This is a genomic window from Prauserella cavernicola, from assembly GCF_016595675.1.
Classification (GTDB): domain Bacteria; phylum Actinomycetota; class Actinomycetes; order Mycobacteriales; family Pseudonocardiaceae; genus Prauserella_A; species Prauserella_A cavernicola.
Genome location: NZ_JAENJH010000007.1, coordinates 239,337 through 255,079 on the forward strand (window position 1 = coordinate 239,337; position 15,743 = coordinate 255,079).

14 protein-coding genes are annotated in these 15,743 nt (G+C 71.8%); 8 read left to right on the plus strand and 6 right to left on the minus strand.

From position 1 onward, the window contains the following. The first annotated feature begins 122 nt into the window (after positions 1–122). Positions 123–725, plus strand: coding sequence for a hypothetical protein (locus JHE00_RS25435; RefSeq protein WP_200322578.1), 603 nt, complete (start codon positions 123–125; stop codon positions 723–725). A gap of 125 nt (positions 726–850) precedes the next feature. Here the strand turns inward: JHE00_RS25435 and sigJ are convergent, their stop codons facing one another. The 3 genes from sigJ to JHE00_RS25450 form a co-directional block, all read right to left on the minus strand. Further along, positions 851–1,717 (minus strand): RNA polymerase sigma factor SigJ, encoded by an 867-nt coding sequence (sigJ, locus tag JHE00_RS25440; protein ID WP_200322580.1) that lies wholly within the window; start codon positions 1,715–1,717, stop codon positions 851–853. A gap of 79 nt (positions 1,718–1,796) precedes the next feature. Then, complete coding sequence (locus tag JHE00_RS25445) at positions 1,797–2,228, minus strand: hypothetical protein (protein WP_200322582.1); 432 nt, start codon at positions 2,226–2,228, stop codon at positions 1,797–1,799. A 15-nt stretch (positions 2,229–2,243) separates the two neighbouring features. Beyond that, positions 2,244–3,005: a sulfite exporter TauE/SafE family protein gene (locus JHE00_RS25450; protein ID WP_200322584.1), complete on the minus strand. Its 762-nt coding sequence runs from the start codon at positions 3,003–3,005 to the stop codon at positions 2,244–2,246. Positions 3,006–3,100: 95 nt separating this feature from the next. Here JHE00_RS25450 and JHE00_RS25455 point away from each other — a divergent pair, with 95 nt between their 5' ends. The 4 genes from JHE00_RS25455 to JHE00_RS25470 all read left to right on the plus strand — a co-directional run bounded on the left by JHE00_RS25455 (position 3,101) and on the right by JHE00_RS25470 (position 7,573). Beyond that, positions 3,101–4,039, plus strand: coding sequence for a LysR family transcriptional regulator (locus JHE00_RS25455; RefSeq protein WP_200322586.1), 939 nt, complete (start codon positions 3,101–3,103; stop codon positions 4,037–4,039). 28 nt (positions 4,040–4,067) lie between these two features. After that, positions 4,068–4,499 carry a Fur family transcriptional regulator gene (locus tag JHE00_RS25460; protein ID WP_200322588.1) on the plus strand — a complete coding sequence of 144 codons (432 nt, stop codon included), beginning with the start codon at positions 4,068–4,070 and terminating at the stop codon, positions 4,497–4,499. Between the two features lie 29 nt (positions 4,500–4,528). Beyond that, positions 4,529–6,763 carry a catalase/peroxidase HPI gene (gene katG, locus JHE00_RS25465; RefSeq protein ID WP_307832099.1) on the plus strand — a complete coding sequence of 745 codons (2,235 nt, stop codon included), beginning with the start codon at positions 4,529–4,531 and terminating at the stop codon, positions 6,761–6,763. Between the two features lie 156 nt (positions 6,764–6,919). Continuing rightward, positions 6,920–7,573, plus strand: a complete 654-nt coding sequence (locus JHE00_RS25470) for a hypothetical protein (RefSeq protein WP_200322590.1) — start codon at positions 6,920–6,922, stop codon at positions 7,571–7,573. Between the two features lie 63 nt (positions 7,574–7,636). Here JHE00_RS25470 and JHE00_RS25475 read toward each other — a convergent pair whose 3' ends face one another. Next, positions 7,637–8,710, minus strand: a complete 1,074-nt coding sequence (locus tag JHE00_RS25475; RefSeq protein ID WP_200322592.1) for an isocitrate/isopropylmalate dehydrogenase family protein — start codon at positions 8,708–8,710, stop codon at positions 7,637–7,639. Between the two features lie 176 nt (positions 8,711–8,886). Between JHE00_RS25475 and JHE00_RS25480 the strand changes: the two genes are divergently transcribed. Both JHE00_RS25480 and JHE00_RS25485 read left to right on the plus strand, forming a co-directional pair. Then, entirely contained in the window at positions 8,887–10,059 is a 1,173-nt protein-coding gene (locus JHE00_RS25480) for a citrate/2-methylcitrate synthase (RefSeq protein WP_200322594.1), read from the plus strand. Positions 10,060–10,175: 116 nt separating this feature from the next. Then, a complete protein-coding gene (locus tag JHE00_RS25485; RefSeq protein WP_200322596.1) occupies positions 10,176–11,468 on the plus strand; it encodes a CitMHS family transporter in 1,293 nt (430 codons plus the stop codon). On the opposite strand, the gene JHE00_RS25490 is transcribed toward JHE00_RS25485, so the two are convergent. Next, a complete protein-coding gene (locus JHE00_RS25490; RefSeq protein ID WP_200322598.1) occupies positions 11,458–13,689 on the minus strand; it encodes an MFS transporter in 2,232 nt (743 codons plus the stop codon). The two genes, JHE00_RS25485 and JHE00_RS25490, sit on opposite strands and share 11 nt — an antisense overlap. A gap of 153 nt (positions 13,690–13,842) precedes the next feature. Between JHE00_RS25490 and JHE00_RS25495 the strand changes: the two genes are divergently transcribed. Next, positions 13,843–14,490 carry a TetR/AcrR family transcriptional regulator gene (locus tag JHE00_RS25495; protein WP_372440498.1) on the plus strand — a complete coding sequence of 216 codons (648 nt, stop codon included), beginning with the start codon at positions 13,843–13,845 and terminating at the stop codon, positions 14,488–14,490. Positions 14,491–14,498: 8 nt separating this feature from the next. Here the strand turns inward: JHE00_RS25495 and JHE00_RS25500 are convergent, their stop codons facing one another. Beyond that, on the minus strand, positions 14,499–15,701 hold the full coding sequence (locus JHE00_RS25500; RefSeq protein ID WP_200322792.1) for a PucR family transcriptional regulator: 1,203 nt from the start codon (positions 15,699–15,701) through the stop codon (positions 14,499–14,501). Between the last annotated feature and the right edge of the window lie 42 nt (positions 15,702–15,743).

A 15,743-nucleotide genomic window follows, 5' to 3' on the forward strand; every position in this document is an offset into this window, starting at 1 on the left:
CGGTGGCGATCGAGATGTGCGAGCGCCACCGGAGTGCCACCCACATGCCACCGGAGTGCCTCCGGAGCCGAGCACACTGCGGCCGCGTACGTGCGACTTACGAGAAACCTGAAGGCAGGACGATGAACTACCCACCGCAGCAACCTGGACAGCCGGGTCCCCACGGCTGGGGGCAGGGCGGACCCGGTCCCCAGCCGCACCAGCCCTACAGCCGGCCGCCCGGTGGGCCGCCACCGAAGAAGAAGACCGGCCTCGTCGTCGGGTTGTCTCTCGCCGCCGTCGCGGTGGTGGGCGGCGTCATCGCGCTGGTCCTGGTGCTCTCGGGCGGGGACGACGACACGCAGCAGGCGGAGGGCTCCGGCGGTGACGCCGCCACGGTCGAGCAGAGTGAGGCGCCACCGGAGAGCGGTGCGGCATCGGACGAGAGCGCTCCGGCGACCGACGACACGGCTCTGCTCGAGGAGCTCGCCGACAAGACCGTGGAGGCGCTCAACACCCAGGACGGTGATCTGGCCAGGGAGGTCTCCTGTAACCCCGAGACGGTGAACACGGACGGCGCGGCGAGCGGAATCCGGTTCGAGCGCGACGGACCGCCCGAGGTCGTCGGGCCGGACGAGGCCCACATCCCGATCACGGCGAGCGACGGGACTCAGTCGGACAGCGGCGCCTTCTCCGCGAAGAAGCTGGATGGGCGCTGGTGCAACGACGGGATGGTCCAGCAGTAGCAACACTGTGCCGAGCGGGAGCGATCGCGACGGCCTTGCCGTCATGACCGTCGCGATCGCTCCGTCCACGTTGGACGTCGCCCCGCTCGGCGCGGCCCGGGGCCTCGACCAGGCCCAGGACGCGGTCAGCCAGGTTCGGTGAGCCCGAGCCTGGCGATGCGCTCCGGGTCGGCCAGGATGTTGATCTCGACGATCCGGCCGCCCCTGACGGTGGGGGAGAACACCGCGACCGGCCTGCCCTCGACCATCGAGACCAGCCCCGCCGCGCCGTTGACGAGCACGGGTTCGGCGGGCGGTTCGGCGCGGTTGAACAGCATGGCCTGTCTCGCCACGTTCTCCGCTCCGCGCACGACCCTCGACGGTCCCGCGGCGCCGGAGTCGACCCTGAGCACGACGTCGGGGTCGAGGACCGCGACGAGTGCCTCCAGGTCGCCGCCACGTGCGGCGGCGAGGAACGCGTCGAGCACCCGGCGTTGCGCGGGCAGGTCGGTGTCCGGCCGCGCGGCGCCGCGCACCCGGCGGCGCGCCCTGCTGGCCAGCTGCGTCGCGGTGGCGGGGGAGCGCCCGACGATCGGGGCGATCTCGTCGAACGGCATGCCGAACAGGTCGTGCAGCACGAACGCCAGCCGCTCCGCGGGTTTCAGCGTCTCCAGCACCACGAGCAGCGCGAGTCCGACCGAGTCGGCGAGCACGGCGTCCTCGGCCGGGTCCGCCGCGGTGCCCACCATCGGGTCGGGCACGTGCGTCTCGAGTGGTTCCTCCCGCCGGGATCGTCGCGAGCGCAACATGTCCAGGCAGACCCTGCTGACCACGGTGGTCAGCCAGCCGCCCAGGTTGCTCACGTCGCTGGTGTCGGTGCGGGCCAGCCGCAGCCACGCCTCCTGTACGGCGTCGTCGGCCTCGGTCACCGAACCCAGCATCCGGTAGGCCACCGCGCGCAGATGCCCGCGCTGCTGCTCGAACCGCTCCGCCAGGAAGTCGCGCTCGTCCACGGTCTCGATCCTCCGTCGTCGTCCGTCACCACCTTGACGGACGGCACGCTGCCGATGTGACAGGACCGGGACACGCCCGCTACGGGGCCGTTCCGGCGGCGTGCCCGTGCCCGTTGTCGTGGGCAAGGATGCCCGACACGGGAGCGGGGCCGGGGTCGTCGCCGTCGGTGTGGTGACGCACCCAGTCGTCGAGGTCGAGCGCGGCCTCCAGCGGGTGCCGGAGCAGGTGCTCGCGCCACCAGCTCGTGTCCCCGGAGCCGTCGCGGGCCCGCGCCAGCGCGGCGCCGAGCTCGTCCCGGCTCGCGCCGTGGAGCCGTTCGAACTCCGCGGCGGAGGCGCAGAGCCTGCGTGCGGCCGCGAGCACACCGAGCGCCTCGGCCAGTGTGGCTCCCGGTTCGTGGTCGCGGGCCGGGACGAGCGCCCTGGCGCGCTCGGCCAGTTCGCACGCGTCGTGCGACAGCGCCACCCTGGCGCGCGCCGCATCGGCTCCGCTGGCTCCGGTGACCGGCATCGTCGTCTCCGTTTCTCAGCCGCGCAGGAAGTAGAGCACCGTCATGACCACGGCGATCGTCAGGATGGCGCCGCGCAGCAGGCCCGAGGGCAGTCCGCGGGCGAGGTGGGCGCCCGCGTAGCCACCCGCGACGGAGCCCACCAGCATCGCGGCGAGCAGGTGCGGGTGGCGCAGCACGTCGGAGGCGAGCAGGAACAGCACGGTCGCGCTGAGGTAGACGGCCGCGAGCTGGGCGATCCGCATCGGGTTGGTGGTCGCCGCGTCGAGGCCGAGCCCGGCGCTCCACCACGCCAGCATCAGGATGCCTACGGCTCCGCCGAAGTAACCGCCGTACATCCCGAGGACGAACTGCCCCGCCAGCACCGCGCGCGGGCTGAGCGTCACCGACCGGCCGAGCGCGGCGGCGAGCACCCGGGACAGCCGGCGTCCGCAGGCCAGAACCACGGTCGCGAAGGCGAGCAGCCACGGTGCGGCGGTGTCGAACGCCGACGCGGACAGCACCAGCAGCAGCCCGGCCCCCACGGCGCCGCCGGCGACGCTCACCGCCGTCAGTGTCCGCGTGGACGCGCCCCCGACCTGCCCGATCTCGCGCCGGTACACCCACGCGCTCGCCACCGCGCCCGGGACGAGCGCCACCCGGGACAGGGCGTTGGCCGTCACCGGAGGCAGGCCGATCGCGACCAGCGCGGGCAGTGCCACGAACGTGCCGCCCCCGCCGATGGCGTTGAGCGCACCGGCGGCGACACCGGCCAGCAGGGCGAGGACGAGCTCCGACATGCCTGTGAGCCTCGCGCTGGGGGCGCCCGGTCACAATGCGCGATTGCCGCACCCAGCCTCTGTTGTGGCCTGAGGCTGAAATCTACGCTGAGACCGTGCGGTATGACCTGGACGACCTGCGCCTGTTCCTGCACGTGGTGGACGAGGGCTCCATCACGGCCGGCGCGCGGCGGATGAGCCTGAGCCTGCCCTCGGCCAGCGCCAGGGTGCGCGCGCTGGAACGGCACGCCGGGGTGGAACTGGTGATCCGGGGCCGCCGCGGCGTGCGGCCCACCCCGGCGGGCAGCACCCTGGCCCGGCACGCGCGCGACGTGCTCGTCCAGACCGCGCGCCTCGACAGCGCCGTCGCGAGCTACCGCGACGCACCGGCCGAGCCGCTGACGCTGCTCGCGGGCGGCTCGGCGATGCACCGGATCGTGCCGAGGGCGCTGATCTCGTTGCTGCGCGAGTATCCCGACCTCGACGTCGCGGTGTCGGAGAGCCGCACGCCGCGCACGGTGCGGATGCTCGCCGACGGCAAGGCCGACCTGGGTGTCGTGCTCGACGACGAGGCCCGCGACCGGGGACTGCACACCGAGCCGCTGGGGGACGACTCGCTGGTGGTGATCGGCCAGGCGGGCGGGATCCTCTCCGGCCGTGAGTCGCTGACCTACCGCGAGGTCGCCGAGCACCCGCTCGTCGGGCTCGACGCCGGATCCTCGCTGCGCCGGTGGATCGAGAAGTATCTCGGCCCGCACGCCCCGGCCGTGCGCTACCGCACCACGGCGGCGGATCTGGGACTCGTCGTGGCGCTGGCCGCGGCGGGCGCTGGCCTGGCCGTGGTGCCGCGGCCTGCCATCGATCCCGGCGCCTCACTCGACGTGTGCTCGTTGCGGGAACCGTGGTCGCGCAGACAGCACCACCTGGCGTGGGGCACCACGGTGCGGACGTCGTCGACGGCCACGGCCGCGCTGGCCGAGCACCTGCGCCTGGCCGCGCGCGCCGAAACGGGGCGACACCCGGATGTGCGACCCGCCGCGCCAAATCTTGATTGAGTCCAGAAAATAGGGCAGACTGCCGGGCGTGCCGACAACGACGGACTACGAGCGCATGCTGCGCGGGGTCTCCCTGCGCGTGACCCGGCCCCGGGTCGCTGTGCTGTCCGCGGTGCACGGCCACCCGCACGCCGACACCGATTCCATCATCGGCGCGGTGCGTGCGGATCTCGGCGAGGTGTCCCATCAGGCGGTCTACGACGTGCTGCGGGCACTGACCACCGCGGGTCTGCTGCGGCGCATCCAGCCGCTGGGCTCCGTGGCCCGGTACGAGTCACGGGTCGGGGACAACCACCACCACGTCGTGTGCCGGTCGTGCGGCGCGATCGCCGATGTCGATTGCGCCGTGGGTCCCGCGCCCTGCCTGACCGCGTCCAACGATCACGGGTTCGCGATCGACGAGGCCGAGGTCATCTACTGGGGCCGGTGTCCCACCTGTTCCACCGCAACAAGTTCCTGAGCGCATGCTCCGATCCCGGAAGGATTTCCGTGTCTGACAAGCCGGACGCCGAAGTTGGCGAGATGAACGTGGAGAGCTCGGGCGGCTGCCCGGTCTCCGCAGGGCGCTTCAAGCACCCGACCGAGGGTGGGAGCAACAACGACTGGTGGCCGAACCAGCTCAACCTGAAGATCCTCAGGAAGCACACCCCGGCCTCCGACCCGATGGACGGCGGTTTCGACTACGCGGCCGAGTTCGCGAAGCTCGACCTCGACGCACTGGCCAAGGACGTCGACGCGGTGCTCACCACCTCGCAGGACTGGTGGCCCGCCGACTTCGGTCACTACGGCGGTCTCATGATCCGCATGGCGTGGCACAGCGCGGGTACCTACCGCATCGATGACGGCCGCGGTGGAGCCGGCGCCGGCATGCAGCGTTTCGCGCCGCTCAACAGCTGGCCGGACAACGGCAACCTCGACAAGGCCCGCAGGCTGCTGTGGCCGGTCAAGAAGAAGTACGGCAAGCAGATCTCGTGGGCCGACCTGATGATCTTCACGGGCAACCGCGCCCTGGAGACCATGGGCTTCACGACCTTCGGCTTCGCCGGTGGCCGCGCGGACGTGTGGGAGCCGGACGAGGACGTCTACTGGGGTCCCGAGCGCACCTGGCTCGGCGACGAGCGCTACAGCGGCGACCGTGACCTCGAGCGTCCGCTCGGCGCGGTCCAGATGGGCCTCATCTACGTCAACCCCGAGGGCCCCAACGGAAACCCGGACCCGCTGGCCGCGGCGCGCGACATCCGCGAGACGTTCGGCCGCATGGCGATGAACGACGAGGAGACCGTCGCGCTCATCGCGGGTGGCCACACCTTCGGCAAGACGCACGGTGCCGCCGACGCCGACGAGTACGTGGGCGCGGAGCCCGAGGGCGCCTCCATCGAGGAGCAGGGCTTCGGCTGGAAGAACAGCTTCGGCAGCGGCAAGGGCCGCGACGCCATCACCAGCGGGCTCGAGGTCACCTGGACCTCCACGCCCGCCCAGTGGAGCAACGGCTTCTTCGACAACCTGTTCGGCTACGAGTGGGAGCTCACCAAGAGCCCCGCGGGCGCCAACCAGTGGCAGCCGAAGGACGGCGCCGGTGCCAACACGGTGCCGGACCCGGAGAGCGGTGAGCTCACCCGCCCGCCGACAATGCTGACGACCGACCTCGCGCTCCGGTTCGACCCGGTGTACGCGCCGATCTCGCGGCGCTACCACGAGAACCCGGAGCAGTTCGCCGACGCGTTCGCCCGCGCCTGGTTCAAGCTCACCCACCGCGACATGGGCCCGTTCCAGCGCTACCTCGGCCCGCTGGTGCCGCAGGAGGAGCTGATCTGGCAGGACCGCGTGCCGGCCGTGGACCACGAGCTGGTCGACGACGCCGACGTCGCGAACCTCAAGGCCAAGCTCCTCGACTCGGGCCTGTCGGTGTCCCAGCTGGTCTCCACCGCGTGGGCGTCGGCCTCGACGTTCCGCGGCAGCGACAAGCGCGGTGGCGCCAACGGTGCCCGCATCCGCCTCGAGCCGCAGCGCGGCTGGGAGGTCAACGAGCCCGACACGCTGGCTCAGGTGCTGCGCACCCTCGAGGGCGTCCAGGAGTCCTTCAACAGCGCCCAGTCCGGCGCCAAGTCGGTCTCGCTGGCCGACCTGATCGTGCTCGGTGGCGTGGCCGCGGTGGAGCAGGCCGCCAAGGCCGCGGGTGTCGAGGTCACGGTGCCGTTCACGCCGGGCCGCACCGACGCCTCGCAGGAGCAGACCGACGCCGACTCGTTCGCTCCGCTGGAGCCGAAGGCCGACGGTTTCCGCAACTACCGCGGCAAGGGCAACCGCCTGCCGTCGGAGTACCTGCTCGTCGACCGCGCGAACCTGCTGAACCTGAGCGCGCCCGAGCTGACCGTGCTCGTCGGCGGGCTGCGGGTGCTGGGCGCCAACGTCCAGCAGTCGGCGCACGGTGTGCTCACCTCGACTCCGGGCGTGCTGACCAACGACTTCTTCACCAACCTCCTCGACATGGACGTGGAGTGGAAGTCGACGTCGGAGGACCAGGAGACGTTCGAGGGCGTCGACCGGGCTTCCGGTGCGGTCACGTGGACCGGCACGAGGGCCGACCTCGTGTTCGGGTCGAACTCCGAGCTGCGTGCCGTCGCCGAGGTCTACGCCAGCGACGACGCCAAGGAGAAGTTCGTGCGCGACTTCGTCGCCGCGTGGGACAAGGTGATGATGCTGGACCGTTACGACCTGGTCTGAGCCTGATCCGCTGACGAGGGCCCGGGACCGCCGCACGGCGGACCCGGGCCCTTCGTCGTGTCCCGTCCCGGATCGCGCGCCGGGCAACCCCGTGGATGGTCCAGACGTCTTCAGTGCAGTAGCGAAGGCAAAGGATTGACGAAGGGGGACACCGTCATGACCAGCAACGTCGCTCGTGTCATCGTGCTCGGCTGCGCCACCGCGCTCGCCGCCGCGACGCCGCTGTCCGCGGTGGCACAGCAGGATGATCCGGGCACCCGCACCATCGCGGCCGATGTGGACGGTGACGGAACACTCGACCGCGTCACGGTGCGCCAGCTCGACGACTCCACCCAGACGCTGACCTTCGAGGTGGCGGGACGCACCGTCGAGGTGACCACCGAGGGGGAGGGCTTCGCACCGCTCGAGCAGCCGCGCCGCGTCGACGTCAACAGCGACGGCCGCGACGAGGTGGTGCTCGCCCGTGCCGTGGGCGCCAACACCGTCACCTTCGACCTCTGGAGCTACGATCCCGTGCGCGCCAAGATCTTCCCGGTGAGCACACCGGACGGCGCACGGCTCGACGTCTTCGAGGGCGGCGGCGTCAACGCGACGTCGGGCTACACGTGCGTCGACCACCCGGACACCGGCGCGCGGGACTTCGTGACCGTCAACGCCTACCGCACCGAGGCGGGCACGTTCGACGGCGAGCGCACGACCTATAGCGTCGACGGCGACCTCGCCCGCCAGACCGATCGGGTCGAGTTCACCGCGGTCGACGAGGACGACCCGGTGCTCGCCACCGAGCCGTCGAGCTGCGGCACCGTCTGAGGACCGAGTACACAATGGACGACGGTGGGTGGCGGGGCCGTCCGCCACCCACCGGCTCGTCGCTCAGTCGCCGAGTGCGTCGATGATCGCCCGCGTGGCGGCCGCCGTGCCCGCCTCCGGCGAACCGGTGGGCAGGATGCGGATGTGCCCACCCTCGTAGGCCGCGCGCACGGCGGCGCGCACGCGCTGGGCCAGTCCCGCAGCGCCGATCCGGTCGGCGAGCATCGCCGCGGCCAGGATCTGGGAGGTCGGGTTGGCGAGGTCGCGGCCCGCGATGGTCGGGGCGCTGCCGTGGATCGGCTCGAAGTACGCCGTGCCGTCGCCGATGTTGCCCGCCGGGCACATCCCGAGCCCGCCGATGGTGGCGGCGCCGACATCGCTGAGGATGTCGCCGAGGAAATTCTCCATCACCAGCACGTCGAAGTGCGATGGGTTGGCCACGAGATCGTGGCCGGCGGCGTCGGCGTAGCGGTAGTCGCGCTCGATGTCGGGGTACTGCTCGCCGATCTCGTCGAAGATCTGCCGGAAGAACGCGAAGGTGCGCAGCACGTTGCTCTTGTCCACGCACGTGACGCGCCGGACGCCGTCGGCGGGGGCGCCGTCGCGCGTGCGGGCGAGCTCGAAGGCGTAGCGGACCACGCGCTCGACGCCAGGCCGCGTCATCAGCAGCTGGTCAGTGCACGCGTGGTCGTTGCCGACGCCGAGGCCGCGCGCGAGGTAGAGGCCCTCGGTGTTCTCCCTGACGATGACGTAGTCGATCGGCGCGGTGCCGCGCAGCGGCCGGTCGATGCCCGGCAGCAGCGTCATCGGCCGCTCGTTGACGTAGGTGTCGAGCCCGCCGCGCAGGATCCCGCCGAGCAGCCCGCCCTCGGTGCCGTCCGGCTTGCGCACCTCCGGCAGCCCGACCGGACCCTTGAGGATGCCCGCGTACCCGCTCAACCGCGCGAAGGTCTCGTCGGACAGTGCGCTGCCGGTGCGGCGGTAGGTGTCGGCCCCGGCGTCCTCGGTCGTGAACCGCAGCGCGATGTCCGGCCCGGCCGCCGCCTCCAGCACCTGGACCGCGCTGTCGACCAGCTCGGGCCCGATGCCGTCGCCGGGGATCAGCGCGATCTCGTACGGGGTCGGGGTGGTGGTCATCGGCGCTCCTCATCCGAAGCCGTCATGCGTCAGGAGTCCCGGGCCGGCTTCCTCGCCCGCGAAGCGCTCAGCGTGGACCAGCGCGAACAACATTGTCAACATAGCCGATCAATGTTGACAACCTCGCGAGTGGCCCCCTACGGTGACCGCCATCGCCGAGCGAGGAGGCTGATGCGATGGCGGAGCAGACGGCAGAGGCCGACGGTGAGCTACTGACGGCCGACGAAGCCGCGGACCTGCTCGGGGTGCGACGGCAGACCGTGTACGCCTACGTGAGCCGGGGGCAGCTGACCCGCGACTCCAAGCCGGGCAGCAGGCAGAGCTGGTTCCGGCGCACCGACGTCGAGGCGATGGCGCGCGGCGATCGTGCCCAGCAGGCGGGACGCAAGGCGCCGACCAACCGCACCGAGGTCACCTCCATCGTCGACGACCAGCTGCTCTACCGCGGCCGCGACGCCGTGGAGCTGGCCCGCACAGCGACCTTCGAGCAGGCCGTGGAGTGGCTCTGGCGGGGTGCCGAGGACGACGTCCCCGCGTGGCGTGAGCTCGCGGACCTGCCCGCCGAGGTGGCGGCGCTGCCGCTGCCCGCCCAGTGTCTTCCGCTCGACCGGCTCAAGCTCGCCACCGCGGGTATCGCCACCGTCGACGGCCTGCGCTACGACCTCTCGACACCCGCGGTGCTGGCCGTCGCCCGGTCACTGCTGGCCGCGCTGGTGCGCAGCCTCCCGCCGCGAGGCGAGACCGGTGATCCCGGCTCACTCGCCGCACAGCTGTGGCCCCGGCTCACCGCGGCTCCGGCCCGTCCCCGAGGTGTCCGGCTGCTCGACCAGGCACTGGTGCTCGTCGCCGATCACGGGCTCGCGCCGTCCACCAGGGCGGTGCGGCTGGCCGCCTCGGTCGACGCCGACCCGTACTCGGTGGTGCTGACCGGGATGAGCGTGGCCAGCGGGCTGCGGCACGGCGGATCCTCCATCGCCGTGCACGGCCTGCTGGATGACATCGGCGAACCCGGCCAGGTGGCCGCGGTCGTCGCCGAGCACCTGCGCCGGGGCGGCCCGCTGCCCGGTTTCGGCCAGCCCCGCTACGTGCGCGCCGACCCGAGGGCGGCGTTCCTGCTCGGCGAACTGCTCGCCGACTCCACTGTGGACCCGAATCGCCTGCGCGTGGTGCGCGAGGTGATCGAGCTGGTCGAGAACCGCAGCGACGAGCACCCCAACGTGGAGTTCGCCCTCGGCGCCCTGTGCTTCGCCCACGACATGGTGCGCGGCGCGGGGGAGGCCGTCTTCGTCCTCGGCCGCGTCGCGGGCTGGATCGCCCACGCGCTCGAGGAGCACACCGGCAGGCACTGACCCCTCCGCCCGCCTTTCCAGCACCAGCACCGCGCCGCGGGATACCCGCGCGCGCTCTTCTCCCTACCCAGCCCCGGTCCGCCGGGGCCCCGACCCGTGCCCGTGGAGACGCAACGATGCTCGCCGTACTCGGTTTTCTGACCCTGGGTGCCTTCATGGTGCTGGTGATGCGGAAGTACGCGACGGCCTTCGTCGCGATCATCGCCGCACCCGTGGTGGCGGCCATCATCGCCGGCCGCGGCGGCGATCTCGGTGACATGGCGCTCGCCGGCATCGAGACCGTCGCACCCACCGGCATCCTGCTGTTGTTCGCGGTTCTCTACTTCGGCGTGATGATGGACGCCAAGCTGTTCGACCCGATCTCCAACGGGATCATCCGGCTGTCCAAAGGGGACCCGGTGCGCATCTGTGTGGGCACCGCGGTGCTCTCGCTGCTGGTGGCACTGGACGGCGACGGCACCACGAGCTACATGATCATCTGCTCGGCGTTCTTGCCGATCTACCGCCGCATCGGCATGAACCCGCTCGTGATCGCGGCCATCGCGACGATGAGCCTCGGCGCCATCTCCGGCTCGACCCCGTGGGGCGGCGCGGCGACTCGTGCGATCTCGGTCCTGCACCTCGACGCCACCGAGTACTTCGTGCCGATCATCCCGTCGCTGGCCCTGACGTCGCTGTTCATCATCGGGATCGCCTACCTGCTCGGCCGCGGGCAGCGCAAGCGGATCGACCGCGCCGTGATCGAGGAGGTCGCGGCCGAGATCGCGCAGCGGGCCCCCGACCGCGCCGCCGCGCGCAACTGGCGCCTGTGGTTCAACGCCGGGCTCACCGTGCTGCTGCTCGTCCTGCTGATCACCGGCGTCGCGCCGCTGGTCACGCTGTTCATGGGCGGCTTCGTGATCGCGCTGCTCGTCAACCACCCGAAGCTCGCCGACCAGGGCGAGGTGATCCGGCGGCACGCGGCGTCGGCGGTGCCCGTGGTGATGCTCGTGCTCGGTGCCGGGATCTTCACCGGGATCCTGTCCGAGACCGGCATGGTCGACGCGATGGCGCAGGCGCTGCTGGCCGCCGTGCCGGACTCGCTGGGCAATCTCATCCCGGTGTTCACCGCGCTGATCGGCCTGCCGTTGAGCTTCTTCATGTCCAATGACGCGTACTTCTTCGGCGTGCTGCCGGTGCTCGCCGAATCGGCGGGGCAGTACGGCATCGAGGCCTACGACATCGCCAGGGCCGGCGTCATCGGCCAGATGCTGCACTCGGTCGGCCCCGCCTCGGCTCCGCTGTGGGTGCTGCTCGGGCTCATCAAGAAGGACCTCGGCGAGTTCCAGCGCTTCGCCCTGCTGTGGGTGATCCTGGCCTCGCTCGCGTGGATCGGCTTCGCGGTGCTGACCGGGGCGATCAGCGTCTGACGTCCGAGGTGAGCTCGAGATCGAGGGTCACGTGCTGCTCGGTGCTGAGCGTGACCTCGTGGGCCGAGGGCCGGTACAGGCTCGTCACCACCGTGTAGTCGCCGGGCTTGAGACCGGGCAGCTCGTAACGGCCCTCGGCGTCGGTGACGACGCTGGCCACCTGGCCGCCGCCCGCCCCGGTGACGGTCACGATCGCACCCGCGAGACCGCCGCCACCGGGCGCGGTCACCGTGCCACGAAGCCGTCCGGCGGCGGCGACCACGAGCTCGAGCTCGACGGGCCGCTGCGGCGTCAGGGTGACCGTGACCGCGCAGGGGCGGTGGTGCTCGAGCTGCGCGGTGACGGTGGCCTCCCCGGTGGGCAGCCCGTCGAGCGCGAACGCGCCGTCGGCCGCGGACACGGTGCTGCCGAGCACCTGGCCGAGCGTGCCGGTGACGGTCACCGCCGCGCCGTCGACGGGGGCTCCGGCCGCGGCGCGGCGCACGACACCGGTGACGACGCCGTGGCCCGCCAGTGTCACGTCGTGCACGGCACCGGAACCGTTGAGCGCCACCGAGGTCGCGTCGGGGTGGAACCCCTCGGCGGTGACGATCACCGTGTAGCTGCCGGAGGCCAGACCGGTCACGGCGTACTCGCCGTCGACACCGGAGCGGGCCCGGCTGACCTGACGGCCGTCGGGCCCGGTCACCGTCACCACGCCGCCGGTCAGCACGCTGCCGCCGTTGACGCGCAGCACGCCCGTGATCTCGCCCGCGGGCGAGATCACGGGCTCCGGAGCGGGTTCCGGGCCGGGTGCGGGCTTGGCCGCGCGCCTGCCCGGCAGGAAGGACGCCACCACGAGCGCGGCGAGGGCGGCGATCGCGCCGATGGCCAGCACCACGCGGAACCCGTCCTGCGAGGGCACCGGCGTGCCGCCGAGGTCGATCGTCAGGTTCGCGAGGATCACGCCCGCCACGGCGCTGGAGATCGACGTGCCGATGGAGCGCATCAGCGTGTTGAGGCTGTTGGCGGCGGCGGTCTCGGAGACCGGCACGGCGCCCATGACGAGCGCGGGCATCGCTCCGTAGGCCAGCCCGATCCCGGCGCCGACGACGCTGGAGGCGATCACCAGCTGCCAGATCTCGCCCATCATCACGATGGTCAGGCCGTAGCCCGCGGCCACCACGACCGCGCCGAGCATCAACGTCACCTTCGGGCCCATGGTGCGCGAGACGCGGGCCGACAACGGCGCCATCGCCATCATCACCAGACCGTTGGGTGCCATCACCAGACCGGCGACAAGGATCGTCTGGCCGAGCCCGTAGCCGGTGGCCTCCGGCAGCTGCAGCAGCTGCGGCACCACCAGTGACATCGCGAACATCGCGAACCCGAACACCACGGACGCGCAGTTGGTGAGCAGCACCTGACGCCGGGCGGAGGTGCGCAGATCGACCAGCGGCTGCCGCGTGCGCAGCTCCCAGAAGCCCCATGCGAGCAGCACGACGACGGCGGCGCCGAGCAGGCCCAGGGTCGTCGAGCTGCCCCAGCCCCAGTCCGCGCCCTTCGAGATGGCCAGCAGCAGGCAGAACAGCGCGACCGACAGGCCGACCGCGCCGGGCAGGTCGAAGCGGCCTCCGGTGCGGACGCTGGACTCGGGCACGATCGCGAGCACGAGCGCCCCGGCGACCACGCCGAGTGCCGCGGCGGTCCAGAACAGCACGTGCCAGTCGGCCTGTTCAGCGATGAACGCCGCCGTGGGCAAGCCCAGCGCACCGCCGACGCCGAGCGAGGCGCTCATCAGCGCGGTCGCCCCGCCGAGCCGCTCGGCGGGCAGCTCGTCGCGCATGATGCTGATGCCGAGCGGGATCACACCCGCGGACAGTCCCTGCAGCGCCCTGCCGACGATCATCGGCGCCAGGCTCTCGGACAGTCCGCAGATGACCGATCCGACGATGAGCATGCCGATGCTGAACAGCAGCATGCGCCGCTTGCCGTACATGTCGCCGAGCCTGCCGACGGTGGGCGTGGCCACGGCGGCGGCGAGCAGCGTCGCGGTGATCGCCCACGTGGTGTCCGCGGCGGATGCGCCCAGCAGCGACGGCAGCAGCGGCACGAGCGGGATCACGAGGGTCTGCATGAGCGAGACGACGATGCCGCCGAACGCGAGCGCAGCGACCACGGCGTTCGGGCGCACCTGCGGAGGCGCTGGTGTCTCTGGGGGCCTGCTGAGGGCGTGGGTCATGAAGGGCGGCTCCCGTCGTGCCACTGGAACTTAAATCAACTGATTGAATTAAGATAGCACTCCGAGGTGACCGGCCACCGCCCGGTGGGGTGGGTCGATGAGGAAGAGTGGTGCGATGCGACACGGACTTCGGCACGGATGTCAGGCGCGGTGATGACGATGACGGGCACGACGAGGTCCGCCAAGGTCGCCGCGACCCGCGAGCTGATCCTCGCCGCCGCCGAGCGGCTCTTCGCCGAGCACGGCGTGAACTCGGTGTCCAACCGCCAGGTCGGCGAGGCCGCCGGGCAGGGCAACACCACCGCTGTCAGCTATCACTTCGGCACCAAGGCCGATCTGGTCCGCGCGATCGTGCGCAAGCACAGCGGCCGGGTCGAGGTGCTGCGCAGGGAGCTGGTCGAGGAGGTCGCCGGGTCCACCGACGTACGCGCCTGGATGGCCTGCCTCGTGGTGCCGCCGGCCCGGCATCTCGCCGAGCTCGGCAGCCCCACCTGGTACGGGCGGTTCGGCGCCCAGATCACGACCGATCCCGTGTACCGGCGGATCATGGCCGAGGAGTCGCTCGGGTCGCCGTCGCTCGTGCGGGCCGCCGAAGGGCTCGGCCGGTGCCTTCCCGATCTGCCCGCCGAGGTCAGGGCGGAGCGCCGGGACATGGCGCGGGTGCTGATGACGCACATGCTCGCCGAACGCGAGCGCGCGCTGGCCGACGGCGAGCCGACCTCGCGCGCGACGTGGGAGGACGCCGCGGCCGGGCTCACCGACGCGCTCGTCGGGCTCTGGCTCGCACCTGCGTCCGGCTAGCCGGAGCCTCAGCCGCCGCGCACGGCCCGGCGGGTGCTCTCGCCGAACATCGCCAGTGCGCGCAGTGCCGTGCCGAGCTCCGCGATGTCGGCGGGGTCGCCGAGCGAGCGGCCCAGTACGTCGGTGATCCGCTTGAGCCGGTGGCGCACCGTGTTGGGGTGACAGAACACGCGCTCGGCCGTGAGCTTGGTGGAGCCCTGGCTCTCGAACCACGCCCGCAGCGTCAGCAGCAGCACGTTGCTTTCCTCGCCGGGGAGTTCGAGGATCGGCCGCAGCACCTGACCGGCCAGTTGTGCCGATGCCTCGGGGTCGCTCGCGACGAGGCCGGCCAGCGGCGACTCGTGGAACTGCACCACCTCCCTGGCTCCCGGGTCCACGCTGGACAGTGCGACGCGCGCGAGGTGCAGTGCCCGCGCCGTCTCGCCGAGGCCCGTGAACACGGGGCTCACGCCGACGCGCCCGCGTGGTTGCTCGCGCAGCAGCGCCAGCACCGGCTCGGGTTCGCGCAACGACACCACGCCCACCTGCAGCTCGGGCGTCAGCCGCCAGGCCGAGGCGTGGTGCTGGCGGAGCAGCCGGTGCTCGATCAGCGGCAGCGACTCCTGGCCCAGCCCCGGGGTTTCGGCGGCCACGACCACGAACGTGCCGTCCAGCGGCAGGTCGAGCATCCGCGCGATGTCCCACAGGGTGCCCTCGGTCGCGGTGCGGCCCGCGAACAGTGCCTCGACGAGCGCGAGCCTGCGATTCTGCTGGGTCCGGCTGATCTCGGCCATCGTCTCGCGGTAGGTGGTGGTGAGCTCCTCGAGGTAGTCGTCCATCAGGGTCCAGATCGACGTCGTGACGGACACGAGCGTGGCGAGGTCCTGTGCCGGTGCGGTGAGTTCGACGCAGCACCGCCACACACCGGTGAACCCGATCCGGAACGCCGTCAGCAGTTCCGGCAGCGGAGCGCCGAGCAGCGCGCGCTGCCTGCCGGTGGCGCGCGCCTTCGACAGGTCGGGCGCGCCGGTCTCCTGCAGGGAACGGACGAGGAACTGGAGGTTGTCGCGGCACGAGGCGAGCAGTTGTTCGTGCGTGACGAATCGCTGCTCGCGATACACCGGCATGTCGTCGAGGATCAGCTCGTAGGTGGTTCTGGTCAGCTCCGGCAACCGCGACCACACCCGGGCGGCCAGTTCCGCCACCTCCGGTTCGGCGCCCGTGTAGCGCATCAGATGTCCGCCCTCCCCGTCGAGGATGCCGCGAGCAGACAT